13 protein-coding genes are annotated in these 14,059 nt (G+C 45.9%); 10 read left to right on the forward strand and 3 right to left on the reverse strand.

Annotation, left to right across the window (positions count from 1 at the left end):
• Positions 1 to 20 precede the first annotated feature (20 nt).
• The 3 genes from pth to J6I44_RS16960 all read left to right on the forward strand — a co-directional run bounded on the left by pth (position 21) and on the right by J6I44_RS16960 (position 3,813).
• Complete coding sequence (gene pth, locus J6I44_RS16950) at positions 21 to 578, forward strand: aminoacyl-tRNA hydrolase (protein WP_265767349.1); 558 nt, start codon at positions 21 to 23, stop codon at positions 576 to 578.
• A gap of 225 nt (positions 579 to 803) precedes the next feature.
• Positions 804 to 3,008, forward strand: coding sequence for a sodium-translocating pyrophosphatase (locus J6I44_RS16955; protein WP_265767350.1), 2,205 nt, complete (start codon positions 804 to 806; stop codon positions 3,006 to 3,008).
• A 145-nt stretch (positions 3,009 to 3,153) separates the two neighbouring features.
• The gene (locus J6I44_RS16960) at positions 3,154 to 3,813 is read left to right on the forward strand and encodes a hypothetical protein (RefSeq protein WP_265767351.1); all 660 of its coding nucleotides are present in this window, start codon (positions 3,154 to 3,156) and stop codon (positions 3,811 to 3,813) included.
• 140 nt (positions 3,814 to 3,953) lie between these two features.
• On the opposite strand, the gene J6I44_RS16965 is transcribed toward J6I44_RS16960, so the two are convergent.
• Complete coding sequence (locus J6I44_RS16965) at positions 3,954 to 4,721, reverse strand: SAM-dependent methyltransferase (protein WP_265767352.1); 768 nt, start codon at positions 4,719 to 4,721, stop codon at positions 3,954 to 3,956.
• A 225-nt stretch (positions 4,722 to 4,946) separates the two neighbouring features.
• Here J6I44_RS16965 and J6I44_RS16970 point away from each other — a divergent pair, with 225 nt between their 5' ends.
• From J6I44_RS16970 to rnhA, 7 genes are all read left to right on the forward strand, one after another.
• Positions 4,947 to 6,215: an OmpP1/FadL family transporter gene (locus J6I44_RS16970; RefSeq protein WP_265767353.1), complete on the forward strand. Its 1,269-nt coding sequence runs from the start codon at positions 4,947 to 4,949 to the stop codon at positions 6,213 to 6,215.
• A 19-nt stretch (positions 6,216 to 6,234) separates the two neighbouring features.
• Positions 6,235 to 7,569, forward strand: coding sequence for an SGNH/GDSL hydrolase family protein (locus J6I44_RS16975; RefSeq protein WP_265767354.1), 1,335 nt, complete (start codon positions 6,235 to 6,237; stop codon positions 7,567 to 7,569).
• A 154-nt stretch (positions 7,570 to 7,723) separates the two neighbouring features.
• On the forward strand, positions 7,724 to 7,942 hold the full coding sequence (locus J6I44_RS16980) for a FeoA family protein (RefSeq protein ID WP_265767355.1): 219 nt from the start codon (positions 7,724 to 7,726) through the stop codon (positions 7,940 to 7,942).
• A 17-nt stretch (positions 7,943 to 7,959) separates the two neighbouring features.
• Positions 7,960 to 8,178 (forward strand): FeoA family protein, encoded by a 219-nt coding sequence (locus J6I44_RS16985; protein ID WP_265767356.1) that lies wholly within the window; start codon positions 7,960 to 7,962, stop codon positions 8,176 to 8,178.
• Positions 8,179 to 8,186: 8 nt separating this feature from the next.
• Positions 8,187 to 10,340: a ferrous iron transport protein B gene (gene feoB / locus J6I44_RS16990; RefSeq protein WP_265767357.1), complete on the forward strand. Its 2,154-nt coding sequence runs from the start codon at positions 8,187 to 8,189 to the stop codon at positions 10,338 to 10,340.
• Between the two features lie 254 nt (positions 10,341 to 10,594).
• On the forward strand, positions 10,595 to 11,434 hold the full coding sequence (gene pyrF, locus J6I44_RS16995) for an orotidine-5'-phosphate decarboxylase (protein ID WP_265767358.1): 840 nt from the start codon (positions 10,595 to 10,597) through the stop codon (positions 11,432 to 11,434).
• The gene (gene rnhA, locus J6I44_RS17000) at positions 11,427 to 11,873 is read left to right on the forward strand and encodes a ribonuclease HI (RefSeq protein WP_265767359.1); all 447 of its coding nucleotides are present in this window, start codon (positions 11,427 to 11,429) and stop codon (positions 11,871 to 11,873) included. The genes pyrF and rnhA overlap by 8 nt, the downstream gene beginning before the upstream one ends.
• Before the next feature lie 119 nt (positions 11,874 to 11,992).
• On the opposite strand, the gene tsaD is transcribed toward rnhA, so the two are convergent.
• Together tsaD and nadA are read right to left on the reverse strand one after the other, a co-directional pair.
• On the reverse strand, positions 11,993 to 12,991 hold the full coding sequence (tsaD, locus tag J6I44_RS17005; RefSeq protein WP_265767360.1) for a tRNA (adenosine(37)-N6)-threonylcarbamoyltransferase complex transferase subunit TsaD: 999 nt from the start codon (positions 12,989 to 12,991) through the stop codon (positions 11,993 to 11,995).
• A 106-nt stretch (positions 12,992 to 13,097) separates the two neighbouring features.
• Positions 13,098 to 14,039, reverse strand: coding sequence for a quinolinate synthase NadA (gene nadA, locus J6I44_RS17010; RefSeq protein ID WP_265767361.1), 942 nt, complete (start codon positions 14,037 to 14,039; stop codon positions 13,098 to 13,100).
• Positions 14,040 to 14,059 lie beyond the last annotated feature (20 nt).

The raw sequence follows: 14,059 nt of genomic DNA on the forward strand, positions 1-14,059 counted from the left end.
AAATCTGATGGAATGACGCTATGCCTATTATTGTAGGTCTGGGCAATCCCGGACAAAAGTATGCCGGGACTCGTCATAACATTGGCTTTGAATTTATCGATTTACTGGCAGATGCACTGTCAGTACGAATGGGGCCCGGCAAGGGCCCTTTTCATGTTGGTAAAGGTCGCCATGCGGGCCATAATCTTTACCTCGTAAAACCTACCACCTACATGAACAAAAGCGGCGATGCCGTTCGCAAGGTATTGGACTGGTATAAAGAAGTACCCAGCCAGTGCCTGATCTGTTATGACGACCTTGCCCTTGATGTTGGAACCATCCGGTTACGGCCCGGGGGAAGTGCTGGCGGACATAACGGCATTAAGGATATTATCCAGAAACTCGGTACGAACAAGTTTCCCCGTTTGCGCATTGGCATCGGTGATGACTTTCCCAAAGGCCAACAGGTGCAACATGTACTTTCTTCCTTTACAGCAGAAGAAGCTGACGTTATGGAATCGACTTTAGAAAAGGCCGTTGATGCCACCTTTACCTTTACAAGAGAGGGTATCGAACAGGCTATGAATGATTTTAATTAACGTACCCACGGCCTTTGACATTATTACCTTTCTGAACTTTCAGAAACTACCCCTCCCTTTAAAATTCGATCGAAATTTATAAAAGGCAGAATGTCCTGCCACTACCCTCCAATTTTGGCCCTCCCTCCCCTCTTGTTGCTTTTCCAGTAACACTTTCCGTAATTGATTATTTACTTTTCCAATTATATTCGCCAATAATAATGCTCAAAGACAACTCATACTTCTATGGATACATTAATAACCTACCTTATACCGGCCAGCGGTGTAATAGCTCTACTTTATACATTCCTTAAATCTTCCTGGGTTTCAAAGCAAGATGTTGGAACGGCTAAAATGTCCAACATCAGTGATCACATTGCCCGTGGTGCAATGGCCTTTTTGAAGGCTGAGTATAAAGTACTCTCGATTTTCGTTCTCAGTGTTGCAGTACTTCTTGGTGTTACCGCCAATGCTGAAACATCTCACTGGCTTGTTTCGCTCTCTTTTATTATCGGTGCCTTTTGTTCCGGTATGGCTGGATTTATAGGCATGAAAGTGGCTACCAAGGCGAACGTGCGTACCACTAATGCCGCTCGACAAAGTTTAGGCAAAGGCCTGAACATTGCTTTTGCAGGCGGCTCTGTAATGGGACTGGGGGTTGTAGGATTAGGAGTATTAGGATTAGGACTACTATTTTGGTTATTCGGTGATATGTTTGGCACAGGCTCCTACCAAAGTGTGAACAAAGTATTGGCTGTCGTTACCGGATTTTCTTTTGGAGCTTCTTCTATCGCACTTTTTGCCCGTGTCGGTGGTGGAATTTATACCAAAGCGGCAGATGTAGGTGCCGACCTTGTGGGTAAAGTTGAGGCGGGTATCCCGGAAGACCACCCCTTAAACCCCGCCACTATTGCTGATAATGTCGGCGATAACGTCGGTGATGTAGCTGGTATGGGGGCCGACCTATTTGAATCTTATGTGGGCTCTATCATCGGATCTATGGTGCTGGGCGCAGCTTTTATGGCCAATCCAGAATGGTCGGATAACTTTAACGGGCTTTCTGCAGTGCTGCTGCCTCTTGTACTGGCGGGAACCGGTATTTTAACTTCTATCGTAGGCACATTTTTTGTCCGCGTCAAAGAGGGCGGAAACCCACAAACGGCACTCAATATTGGAGAATTTGTCTCAGCAGCCATTATGCTTATTGCATCCTATCTTCTCATTCAATGGATGCTTCCCGCCAGCTGGACGTTTACTGATCCTATCTCAGGCGCCCAGCATACTATTACCAGCCTGGGCGTCTTTTGGGCTACTATCTTTGGATTAGCCGCCGGTTTACTCATCGGGCTAATCACCGAACATTACACCGGAACAGGAACAGGACCGGTAAAATCTATTGTTGAACAATCCTCAACCGGATCAGCAACCAATATTATCGCTGGTTTGGGTGTGGGGATGATGTCAACGGCTATTCCCATTGTAATTATTGCCACCGCTATCATTGGCGCCTATCATTTTGCCGGACTCTATGGTATTGCCATTGCCGCCGTAGGTATGCTTTCCAATACAGGTATCCAGCTGGCCGTAGATGCCTATGGCCCTATTTCTGATAACGCCGGCGGCATTGCCGAAATGTCCGAACTCCCCGGAGAGGTGCGAGAGCGTACAGACAAGCTGGATGCTGTAGGAAATACGACTGCTGCCATTGGAAAAGGATTTGCCATCGGTTCGGCGGCTCTAACCGCTCTGGCTCTTTTTGCTGCGTTTATAACCTCCTACAATGCCACGCATGAAGTAGCCCTCACAGGTATTGACGTCACCCGACCGACCGTCATGGCCTCGTTATTCATCGGGGCGATGTTACCCTTTCTATTTTCCGCGCTTTCCATGAAGGCCGTAGGGCGGGCAGCCATGTCTATGATTGAAGAAGTGCGCCGTCAATTTCATGAAATTCCTGAACTGAAAGCAGGACTCGAGGCTATGAATAACAACAAAGGAAAAAAACTTGAAGAGTGGTCCTCTGAAGATCAAAAAATATTTGAAACAGCACTTGGAAAGGCTGAATATGAAAAGTGTGTCGATATTTCCACAACGGCCTCCCTGCGCGAAATGGTTGCGCCGGGCGTGCTGGCGGTTGTCGTTCCCGTAGCATTTGGTTTTCTCGGCGGTGCCCAGATGCTGGGTGGCTTATTGGCAGGCGTTACGGCCTCGGGCGTGCTCATGGCCCTCTTTCAATCCAATGCCGGTGGTGCCTGGGATAATGCGAAAAAAATGATTGAAGAAGGTTATGAGTACAATGGAGAAACGCTTACCAAAGGGTCTGAGGCCCACAAAGCAGCCGTGGTTGGAGATACGGTCGGAGATCCTTTTAAGGATACTTCCGGTCCTTCACTCAACATTCTGCTCAAGTTAATGTCCGTTGTAGCCTTGGTTATTGCTACAATGATCTAAGCAGGTTTATTATTTTATATTATTGCCCTGCTCTATATAAAATGGAGTAGGGCTTTTATTTTGAGTTTATTGCGTACGAAGTATTGCGTATCTTCAGAACAGGCTAAACAATATGTAATACGAAATACACACTGCGCATATCTATATGGATATTTTCAAGCTCTTCTTCAACCATGATCAGCGGTTGGACAAACTCGCAAAACGAAATGCCAATAAAACACCCGAAGAAGTTGAGGCTACGCTGGCTGACTTTATGAAGCCCGACCCCACTTACTCGAAATTCTATATTACCGGAACGCGGTTGGAGGAAGAAAAGTTTGGGCTCGACACCCTCAATAAGGGTTCTCATATCATCAATCAGCTTGGAGATGTTTTCTCTGACCGTACCATCTACACTTCAACAGGTTCTTTCGAGAATTTGAGTAAAGCCCTGTCAGCTACGGATATTGGGGGCGTTATGGTTATTGCATCAGAAGAGCCAACCATAGACTTTGAAACACTTCGGATTGATGAAGAATCTAATATTGGCCATAAAAAAGAAGGTCTTAGCAATATTTTAAAATCGGGAGCTTATGTCATGTATAAAGAACAGGCTCATGATGGATTCGACCTGCATCTGCTTTCAATGGAGAATATTTATCCTTCCCTATTTGATGCCTTTCAGCCCCTGGTAGAAGAAGATTTTCGATTTTTTAGCATCAATAGCAAACGAATGGGCTCAGAGCGTCACTTCTACTTCGAAACATGGACCCTCGACCGCCCCCCGCACGGCGCTGAAGAGGTATTTACAGAGACTGTGTTATAGATAACAAACGTGAGACGGCAAAAATGAAAAGTGAGTAAAAAAACATAAAACGATAGCTACACAATATTAGCTGGGCCACCTAAAGCCACGTTTTAGAGCTGTTGGCACTACTTTTTACATCACGTTTAGCGTCTTCCTTTTCACCTCTCACTTTTGCCATCTTCTTCTAAATGACTGATAATCAGCAAGCGTGAGCTCGTATCCGGATTAAACTCATTTCCTTCGTAATCGCCGTATATCTGGTCTATTACCAATCCACGGTCGTGCATTGTTTCCTTAAACCATGGAAGCTCATAAAGTTTAACCCGTTCCGAATAGGTTTTTGTTCCCTCAACATGGTCTCCATCTCCCTTAAATTTGATTTCTTTGTGTACGGCATCATCTTTAATATATCGTCGTATCTTATAGTCAATACCGTGAAAAGCACCTTCATCAGAGGGTTGGATCGACCGACGAACCTTAGCCGCATTTAAATAATCCAACACAAAAACACCTCCTGGTTTTAGCATCTGTACGATGCTGTCAAAGACGCTGGCATTTTCTTTTTCTGTTTCAAAATAGCCGAAAGTCGTAAATAAATTAACAATAGCATCGAACTTCATCGGTAACGGATTTCGCATATCCCGCACTTCAAATCGCAAATGTTCAGCATCCAGTGCCTCAGCCTTCTCCCGGGCCGTCGCTATCGCCTGCTCCGAAAGATCAATACCTGTAACATCATACCCTTCGCGGTATAAATTGATGGCGTGCCTTCCACGACCACATCCTAAATCCAATATTTTTGAACATTTCTCCAACGGAAGCGTCTGTGTGAGCAAATTGACTAGCCGTCTTGCTTCCTCCTCATCCCGATCTGCATATAACTGTTCATATAGTGGACTATCAAACCACTCTTCAAACCAATCCATAAATTATCTTTACCTGTTCTGGAAAATTATTTCTTATAGGTGAATTAAAATTGTCCTTTTTCCCACAAACTTTGCTTTTATATTTGCCGAATTTTAACTTGTTCAAGTTAACAGTGTTAACCCGTTGCCTTTTTAGACTTCAGCAATCATCTAAAATAAAGAAATTCAGGCAGTCATCTTAACCAATTACCTCATATTAACTTTCTAATTTATCACAGAGGTTTTATGCGAAAAATATTAGCTACTATCTGTCTCATGTTATTGAGCTCCGGGGCCGCTTATTCCAGTGGTTTCTCGATCTATGAAGCCAGCATTCGTGCCAACGGCATGTTGGGTGCATTTGCAGCCTATGCCGATCATGTATCTACGATCTATTACAATCCGGCCGGCTTGAGTGGACTCGATGGACTCCGGATAAGCGGAGGAGGGACCATTATTGCTCCGCGTTCCTCCTTTAGAGGGCCATTTGCGAGTTCTTCCGCCTATCCAAGCAGTAATAAAAGGTACGATATGGAGGAACAGAATTTCTTTGTCCCCAATTTTTATGCTTCCTACGAAATTCAGGATGGACTTACCGCTGGCATTGGCGTATATGCCCCTTTTGGATTGGGAACCAAATGGGACCAAGACTGGGTTGGGCGTACAGAAGCTATTAATAGCTCCATCGAAACCATCTTTGTACAACCTACTGTAGGATACCAGTTACCCGATTTTGGCATTGGAAAGGTCAAAGTTGGAGCAGGGTTAGTGATTGCCGCTTATGGGAAAGTAGAGCTCTCTCGGGCGGTAGAAGAGTTTGCAGTCCAGAATGACATATTCGATCTTGAGGGAGAATTGGAGCGACCCGGCTTTGGATATAATCTCGGCCTCCTCTATGAGCCCACCGAAATGGTCACGCTTGGCTTTACCTATCGAAGTAAAGTAACAACAGAGTATAGCGGAGACGCAGACTTTGGGGATCTACCTCCCTCCCTCTTCCCCGAAAATACTGGCGGTGGCACGACCCTCGAATTACCGGCCAACTGGGTGGCTGCGGTCAATGTACAAGCGACCGAAAATTTAAGCCTGGAAGCTGATTATATCTGGTGGGGATGGTCCAGTTACGACGAGCTTGTTATTGAATTTGACCAGACGATCCCTGCTTTTCAGTCCGACCAGCTCGCAAGCACCCGTGGCTACGATGACTCCTGGCAACTCAGGCTCGGCGGCGAATATACGGATGCCTTTACTACCGGGCTTGACCTGCGCGCCGGATTTACTTTTGACCGGTCCCCTCTCAATGAACGATATATGGATCCCACCCTCCCCGATTCTGACCGTCTACTCTTTTCAGGTGGCCTGAGCTATGCTGTTACCGACTACCTGGCTATCGATGCCGCCTATATTTTTATTCGAGCCAAGGAGAGGGAAAACAGATCATCCGTAAATGGCTTGCATGGCGTTTATAATACGCATGCGAACTTACCGTCACTCGGTTTAACCATGAAATTCTAAGCATTAAGGGGATCTTATTATGAAACTTCGAAAACCATTATCTCTTCTCATTCTGGCGTTTGTCATTACGTCAGTGAATCTATATTCTTGTAAAGATTTTAATGATGTAACCTTTGAAGCGGAAAGTGGCAGTGCTGACTTTACAACGGTCGCAGCGGTAGGCAACAGCCTGACTGCTGGCTTTCAAAGCAGTGCCCTATATAATACGGGCCAGCGGTATTCGTTTCCTTCCCTGGTAGCGGGACAGGTTGAGTCTGTTCAAAATTTTGAGCAACCCCTTATCAGCGATCCCGGAATTGGTGGCCGGTTAGAACTCGACAGCTCTCTTCCTCCTACTGATCCGAGCAATACGCCCGTGCCAACCGATGAACAAGGCCAACCCATCAACGCCGATCTCGACCGTCCTTACAACAATCTCGGTGTCCCGGGAAGTATCTTAGCTGATTTTACCGGCCAGGATTTACCGGGAGCGCCCTACTCGGCCCGCAGAGGTAACAATCCGTTTTTTGATATTGTTCTTCGAGATATGGGAGCAACCCAAGCGGAACAGCTGGCCGCCCTTAATCCAACATTTGTTATGTTTTGGCTGGGCAATAATGATATCCTGCGGTATGTAACCAGCGGTGGAACCGAAAACTACCTTCCCCCTGAGAACTTCCAGCAACTTTACCAGGCTTCCATGCAAGCCCTCGCACAAACCGAAGCCGGGGCTGCCCTGTTTAATATCCCTGATGTGGCCAGTATTCCGTATGTATTCCTGGTGAGGCAACGACTCGTACAGCAAGGGGCTATTACTTTTGATGAAGCTACGGGAACGTACCAATTGGTTACCCCTCAGGGAAATCTACCTATTTATATTGAAACCTCCGAGGCTCCTCGTGTTATGCAACAAAATGATTTTCTGTTGCTCCCCTCATCCAGTTATTTCGCTGGTATACAAAGTGGGAATAACCCTCCGCCTGTAAGCCCGTTAAATCCCATCCCGAACAATCTTGTGCTCGATGGCCCCATTACTTCCCCTCCTACGGGTGCGTCTGAATTTGCGCAGGCCCGTGGGGTCGTGCAGCAATACAATAATATCATTGCCTCAGCAGCATCAAGCAATGGATACGCCTTGGTTGATATCAATGCAAGGTTTAGCCAGATACTTGCAGAAGGTGGAGTCACCATTGGTGGCGAAACACTGCGGCCCGTTCCAGGCGAATTGTTTAGCTTTGACGGTGTACACCCGAGTAACCAAGGGCATGGAGTTGTTGCCAACGCTGCCATTAATGCTATCAATAATACATTTAATGCTAATATTCAGACTATAGATATCAGTACTATTCCTCGTGGAATCCCGGTGACAAATTAAAAAAGTCGCTATTTATTTTATTGGAGTCACCATATGGTGGCTCCTTTTTTTATCTCATAGAACTTAACAAGATTTTTAATTTTCCATTTCAAAGTTACATCGGATATTTTTATATTCGTTTAGATTGAGTTTAAATTGAAGTAAGCACCTACACATGCATCCATTAAATACTACCGAAGCCGGAGAACAAATTAACATCCAGTGTTTAGGGTGTAATTGCCAGGATGCCTGTCGACTTCGTGAATTAGGATGTATTGAAGGTGTCAAGGGTAAAATCATTTCCAATAACTCCAACATTGTCTTACAGATCGGCGAATCTCGCCTGGCGATCAGCGAAGAGCTAGCCCGAACCATCCTGGTAAGTCTCAAATAGTTGTACACTCCCCTCTTATGAGTATTCTCCTTTCAGAACAGAAACAGAACGGCAAAAAAACGATTGCAGATGTAACAGGCCCAAAGGCGGCTCGTCTGCTGGAAATGGGACTCTTACCCGGAACGACGGTCGAAGTCATCCGGAGTGCTCCCCTGGGCTTTCCCATCGAAATAAAAGTACGAGGCTATTTATTGACCCTTCGTAAAGAAGAAGCTGAATGTATAGAAATTGAATGAGCGATATCTTGAAGAACCAACCACTCACCATTGCTTTAGTTGGAAATCCTAATACCGGCAAATCTACCCTCTTTAATGCTCTCACAGGGCTTAAACAAAAGGTAGGAAATTATCCCGGAGTTACGGTTGAACGTAAAACCGGCTCTGTAGAAATTGACGGCACCCGGCATAAAATCATTGATCTGCCGGGTACCTATAGCCTGAACCATAAAAAGGTTGACGAACGCATTGCTTACCAGACCCTGATCGGCGAATATGAATACGAGGAAACGCCCGACTTGGCAGTGCTGGTACTTGATTCCACCAACCTCGATCGTAATATGTACCTGGCCACCCAGGTTATGGACCTTGAAATTCCCATGATTGTCTTGCTCAATATGAGCGACTTAGCAGAAGAGCGGGGCATTGAAGTGGATACGAATACTATCCAGAAACGACTGGGAGTTCCTGTGCTACCCATTGTTGCCAAAGATAAAGGCGACATCCAAAACGTTCGACAAGCAATTGCTGATCATGATCTGGAGGCACCCAAGCCGCTAAGCTGGAAACCTCAGCAACCGCTCGCTGAAGCCATCACCCTTATTACAGATGAATGGCTCCATCCGCATACCGATCTGCCGGACCGTGCTCATCCAATTGAAGCACTGCGCTTAATCAGTAACAACCAAGTCTCGGATGATTTCAAAAATCATCCCCGCCGAGAAGTAGCCGAAGAAATTATAGCCAAGGCTCAATCTCAACTCGAAGATGCAGGAGAGAATCCGACCGCAGTTGAAGTGATGGCCCGGTACAAGTTTATTGAACAGTGTACCAGTAATGGTAACGGCAACCATCGGCAAGAAGAGTCGGAAACGCTGAGCGATAAAATTGATGCTGTGGTCACCCACAAGTTCCTGGGACCCGTCATTCTGGTTGCTATCCTGCTGCTAATGTTCCAGGCCATATTTTCCTGGGCTGAGCCCTTCATGAACCTTATTGACCTGTTTTTTGTACAGGCCGGGAATACTGTAGCCGAAACGTTACCGCCGGGTATTCTAAATGATTTACTGGTAGAAGGTATCATTGCTGGATTGGGAGGGGTCGTAATCTTCTTGCCGCAAATAATGTTTCTCTTTTTCTTTATCTCCATACTGGAAGGTACGGGATATATGGCACGCGCTGCTTTCGTGATGGATGGTTTCATGACACGTATTGGCCTGCATGGTCGATCGGTTGTGCCACTCATGTCTGGTTTTGCCTGCGCAGTTCCCGGCATTATGGCTGCACGTACTATCGAAAGCTGGAGTGACCGGTTGATTACCATCATGGTGCTCCCCTTTATGGCCTGCTCAGCCCGACTCCCGGTATATGCCCTGATGATCTCTGCCTTTGTTCCCAATGAAAATGCTTTTGGGTTTATTTCGATGCAGGGCCTAACCTTTTTCGGACTATATATTTTTGGTATTGTGATGGCTATCCTGGCTGCCTGGGTCATGAAAATGTTCTTCACAGATGGCGAATCCACGCCCTTCATGATGGAGCTACCCAGCTATAAAATGCCAAAATGGTCAGCTGTTTTTTACAATATGTTTGAAAGAGGCTGGATCTTTGTCAAAGAAGCCGGTAAAATTATTATGGCTATTTCCATTGTACTCTGGTTCCTGGCTTCTTATCCCAAAGTTGAAGTTCCCGATAGTATCACCAATAGTACAACTACCACTGAAGCATCCTTTAATGCTCAGGAATCTGCCTCTTCGTATAAATTAAAGCACAGCTATGCCGGACAGATTGGCCAATTCATTGAGCCCGTCATCAAACCGCTCGGCTTTGACTGGAAAATAGGTATCGGCCTCATTACCTCTTTTGCAGCTCGCGAAGTGATGGTTGGTACCTTAAATACTATTTACAGCGTTGGAGAAAGTGGCGGAAATACTACCACTTTAAAACAAAAACTGATTAACGATAAAGATCCGGATACCGGTGAAGCTGTTTTCTCAACGCTTTCAGCTATTTCACTTATGGTCTTCTTTGCCTTGGCTATGCAATGCATGAGTACCCTGGCCATTGTACGCCGCGAGACGAACTCTTGGAAGTGGCCTGCTATTATGTTTATATATATGACTGCCTTGGCTTATATTTGTTCTCTGGTTGTCTATCAGGGTGGACAAGCCTTAGGATGGTAATTTAATCCAATTCAAGTTCTTGGTATTATGCAGACGTTTATCGCATTCGGATTGTTAATTGTAGCCGGAGCTTTTTTAAGCTGGAACTTTATCGGAAAGAAGTTCAAAACCTCTTCTGATAAAAGCGGCGAGGATTGCGGTCCGGATTGTAAGTGTTCATAAGCAACACATGTAAATGGATTTCTTTTCGGTTTAATAATTCACATTGCCTTCCAGTATTTGTAACTTCCGCTTCATTATAAATCCTTTGATATATGAGCTTTTTACAAAAACTGGCAAGCGCCATCAGCGATAACCAATCCTGCCTGTGCGTGGGGTTAGATCCTAACCTCGACCTTCTTCCAACTGATGTTCAAGAACTGGATAAATCTGACGTGCAGAAGGTAGAACGGTTTCTTAAAACGGTTATTGAAGTTACGCAGGATCATTGCGCCGCTTATAAGCCTAATCTTGGTTTTTTTGAAGCACTTGGCAGTCAGGGCTGGGAACTTTTTTTTCGTATTCTGGATGAAATTCCCTCCGATAAAATCATCATCGCTGATGCCAAAAGAGGTGACATCAGTTCCACGGCCGAGCATTATTCCAAGGCATTTTTTGAGCAAACAGAAGTCGATGCCATTACTTTAAATCCACTGATGGGTTTTGAAACCCTGGAGCCCTTTTTAGCCGATAAAGATAAAGGCATTTACACATTGGCCCTCACCTCTAATCCCGGGGCGGCAGACCTGCTTCTTCAGAAGCTATCTTCCGGCCAGACAATATCGAGCTATATCGCTCAGCAGCTCAGCTATAAACAAGAAAATAGTGAAGGGGCCATTGGTATGGTTGTAGGGGCTACACAGGCAGAAGACTTACGGCCGGTTATCACTGAATTCTCGGAGGCTCCTCTTCTTATTCCCGGTGTTGGCAAGCAGGGGGGATCTATTACCGCGCTGGCTGATGCTTTGGATGACCACTTGGGTCTCCCGCTTATCAACTCCAGCCGAAGTATCATTTATGCCGGTAATGATACTTCTCATTGGGAACAAGCCGTCTCGGAATCAGCAGAACAATTAACGCATCAATTAAGGCCCATTACAAAGAAGTATGTCTAACAAGAAGACGGTGATTGTATTTACGGATGGAGCCTGCAGTGGGAATCCGGGTCCCGGTGGTTGGGGCGCACTCCTGCAGTGGAATGGCAAGGAAAAAGAAATTACCGGCGGCGCTCCTGAAACGACGAATAACCGCATGGAGATGCGCGCTATCATTGAAGCACTAAAGGCTATAAATCAACCCTGCCGTATTAAAGTTCACAGCGACAGCGCACTGATTGTCAATGCTTTTAACAAAGGCTGGGTCAATGGATGGGTGAAACGAGGCTGGAAGAAATCCAATAAAAAACCGGTCAAAAACCGAGACCTTTGGGAAGCAATGCTTAATGCTATGAAACCGCATGACGTTCAATTTATCAAAGTCAAAGGCCACTCCGATAATGAACGCAACAATCGGGTTGATCGACTGGCCGTAGAGGCTTCTAAAAAGTTTCAGTAAACAGCAAGAAGTGTTGTGTAGGAGACTTTGCAAAACTACACCATCCCGAAAATGATCGGGGCAGGCTTTGTCATTCTCAACAAAGTTCAGGCAGATCCCCCCCCTCTTTTTACTTACGACTATTTGCTTGCCAAATTGGCGAAGGGCTTCAAGTTCATATCTGCGAACTGATTGCGTTGGGCCATCATATAGCCGGTAATGGCAATCATAGCAGCGTTATCGGTACAGTAGGCTAATTGGGGTATGTGTAATTGGCACCCCCTCTCTTTAGCAAGTGTTTGGGCCTTTTGACGCAGCATTGAATTTGCTGACACCCCGCCAGCAAGCACAATCGTGTCAACCTCCGTGTGTTCTATGGCATTAGCCAGCTTCTTGACCAAGACTTCTGTTATAGCTCTTGAAACACTGGCACAAACATCATCCAGATGGTCTTCAAGGAACCCAGCCTGATCATCCTGGTCTTCCAGATAATACATCACCGATGTTTTGAGGCCGGAAAAGCTGAACTCAAAGTCGTTGTCCAGCATGGCTTGGGGGAAATCATGAAACATGGTATCTCCTTCTTTCGCCCGCTGATCAATAACGGGACCCGCCGGATACGGAAGTCCTAATATTTTACCGATCTTATCAAAGGCTTCGCCGGCAGCATCATCGCGCGTTTCGCCCAGCAAGGTATGATCAAATGGCCCCTTGACGTGCACCAGCTGGGTATGTCCCCCTGAAACCGTCAAAGAAACAAAGGGATAATTGGGTTGGCCTTCAATGAAATTAGCGTAGATATGGGCATCCATATGATTGACGCCAACCAATGGAATATCCCTGGAGAGACAGAGTCCCTTAGCGAAACAGAGTCCTACCAGCAACGAACCCATCAATCCCGGCCCCTGCGTTACTGCAACTGCATCAATGGCTTGCAGTGAGGTGTCGGCCTCGGTTAATGCTTGTTCTATGGTCCTCCAAATGGTCTTGTGGTGAGCGCGTGAAGCCAACTCGGGGACGACTCCGCCATACTGTTCATGCACGGCCTGAGAGGCAATTATATTTGATCTAAGCCCCTCATCAGTATAGACCGCTGCCGCTGTTTCATCACAAGAAGATTCAATACCTAAGATATTCATGAAATATTGCGTATCACGTAGTGCGTATTATCTTTATCTGAGATTGAAAATACGAAATACGCATTAAGCCATAAAAAAGGGTTATACATTTTCGCTCACTGCTAATTTATGCCACACTCAGCATCCTTTCTATTGGCAGGTGGGCACGCTCGGCTAGTTCTTTGGGCACCTTCACCTCGTGTTGGTTGTACTTGAGGGACTCATACAGTTTTTCGAGCGTAATCATTTTCATGTATTCACAAACCGCATTATCATTCGCAGCATGGAATGTTTTATCTGGATTTTCTTTGCGCATCCGGTGCAAGATGCCTGTCTCTGTAGCGACCACAAATTCGTTGGCCTCTGATTCACTGGCCCGATTCAACATACCGCTGGTAGAGTGGATATGGCCATCATCACAGTCAAAATACATCGCTGATTTCATCATACAAGAAGTGGAGCATCCACATTCCGGGTGAATCAATACCTCCGCATCCGGATATTCTTTCTGCTTGTCGTTCAGATTCAGCTCGCCAATTTTTTCGTGCACGTGGCAGGAGCCATCCCAGATATTGAGTTCACGTCCGGTTACCATCTCAACATATGAACCCAGAAACTTATCCGGCAAAAATAGCACTTCTTTTTCTTCCGGAATAGATTCTACAATATCAACGGCATTGGAGGAGGTACAGCAGTAGTCGCACTCGGCTTTGATAGCTGCGGTCGTGTTAATATAAGTGACTACCACGGCATCGGGATGCTCGGCTTTCCACTCACGAAGCTGTTCGACCGTGATGCTATCGGCCAGGGAACAGCCTGCATCCAGATCCGGAATCAACACTCTTTTGTCTGGTGAAATAATCGACGCCGTTTCGGCCATAAAGTGCACGCCACAAAAAACGATAACTTCGGCATCCGTCTCAGCAGCCTGGTGCGAAAGGCCCAGCGAATCGCCTATGTAGTCGGCAATATCCTGTACTTCCGGCACCTGGTAGTTATGGGCCAATATAACTGCGTTTCGTTCTTCCTTTAACCGCTTTACTTCGGTTATTAATTCTTGGGTATTCATAAGTTATCCCACAATTTGTA

Origin of the sequence: Fodinibius salsisoli (assembly GCF_026229185.1) — a bacterium.
GTDB lineage: Bacteria > Bacteroidota > Rhodothermia > Balneolales > Balneolaceae > Fodinibius > Fodinibius salsisoli.

Excerpts from the sequence above, each read along its gene's own strand:
- pth (WP_265767349.1), top strand. The coding sequence starts at position 21 with ATGCCTATTATTGTAGGTCTGGGCAATCCCGGACAAAAGTATGCCGGG.
- J6I44_RS16955 (WP_265767350.1), top strand. The coding sequence starts at position 804 with ATGGATACATTAATAACCTACCTTATACCGGCCAGCGGTGTAATAGCT.
- J6I44_RS16960 (WP_265767351.1), top strand. The coding sequence starts at position 3,154 with ATGGATATTTTCAAGCTCTTCTTCAACCATGATCAGCGGTTGGACAAA.
- J6I44_RS16965 (WP_265767352.1), bottom strand. The coding sequence starts at position 4,721 with ATGGATTGGTTTGAAGAGTGGTTTGATAGTCCACTATATGAACAGTTA.
- J6I44_RS16970 (WP_265767353.1), top strand. The coding sequence starts at position 4,947 with ATGCGAAAAATATTAGCTACTATCTGTCTCATGTTATTGAGCTCCGGG.
- J6I44_RS16975 (WP_265767354.1), top strand. The coding sequence starts at position 6,235 with ATGAAACTTCGAAAACCATTATCTCTTCTCATTCTGGCGTTTGTCATT.
- J6I44_RS16980 (WP_265767355.1), top strand. The coding sequence starts at position 7,724 with ATGCATCCATTAAATACTACCGAAGCCGGAGAACAAATTAACATCCAG.
- J6I44_RS16985 (WP_265767356.1), top strand. The coding sequence starts at position 7,960 with ATGAGTATTCTCCTTTCAGAACAGAAACAGAACGGCAAAAAAACGATT.
- pyrF (WP_265767358.1), top strand. The coding sequence starts at position 10,595 with ATGAGCTTTTTACAAAAACTGGCAAGCGCCATCAGCGATAACCAATCC.
- rnhA (WP_265767359.1), top strand. The coding sequence starts at position 11,427 with ATGTCTAACAAGAAGACGGTGATTGTATTTACGGATGGAGCCTGCAGT.
- tsaD (WP_265767360.1), bottom strand. The coding sequence starts at position 12,991 with ATGAATATCTTAGGTATTGAATCTTCTTGTGATGAAACAGCGGCAGCG.
- nadA (WP_265767361.1), bottom strand. The coding sequence starts at position 14,039 with ATGAATACCCAAGAATTAATAACCGAAGTAAAGCGGTTAAAGGAAGAA.